Origin of the sequence: Pseudomonas sp. GW456-12-10-14-LB2, from assembly GCF_002884345.1 — a bacterium.
GTDB classification, from domain to species: Bacteria; Pseudomonadota; Gammaproteobacteria; order Pseudomonadales; family Pseudomonadaceae; genus Aquipseudomonas; species Aquipseudomonas paraglycinae.
In genome coordinates this window covers 1-273 of the sequence record NZ_POHV01000153.1, presented here as the reverse complement: position 1 = coordinate 273, position 273 = coordinate 1, and the positions used below count along the sequence as shown (strand labels likewise).

Sequence of the window (273 nt, the reverse complement as noted above, 5' to 3'; positions counted from 1 at the left end):
TGAGAATGCGATTCGTGCGGCCGAGCAGCTCAAACTGAGCTGGAAGCCGACGCCCACACTGACCAATCTCGCCGATGTCGAGACTGCGCTGCGCACCCACCCGTCGATCCCGCGCACGCTGATCGACAAGGGCGACGTCGATGCGGCCATTTCAGGCGCGGCCAGGTCGATGCAGCGCACTTATGTCTGGCCGTATCAGATGCACGCCTCGATCGGCCCGTCCTGCGCGGTCGCCGACTTCCAGGACGGCAACATCCGCGTCTGGTCCGGCAC

At 65.2% G+C, this 273-nt stretch carries 1 protein-coding gene; it reads left to right on the top strand.

Going from position 1 to position 273, the window contains the following annotated elements; all coding sequences use genetic code 11:
• Window positions 1–273: molybdopterin cofactor-binding domain-containing protein (locus C1X29_RS29910; RefSeq protein ID WP_146023307.1), on the top strand; the 273-nt coding region annotated here is incomplete at both ends.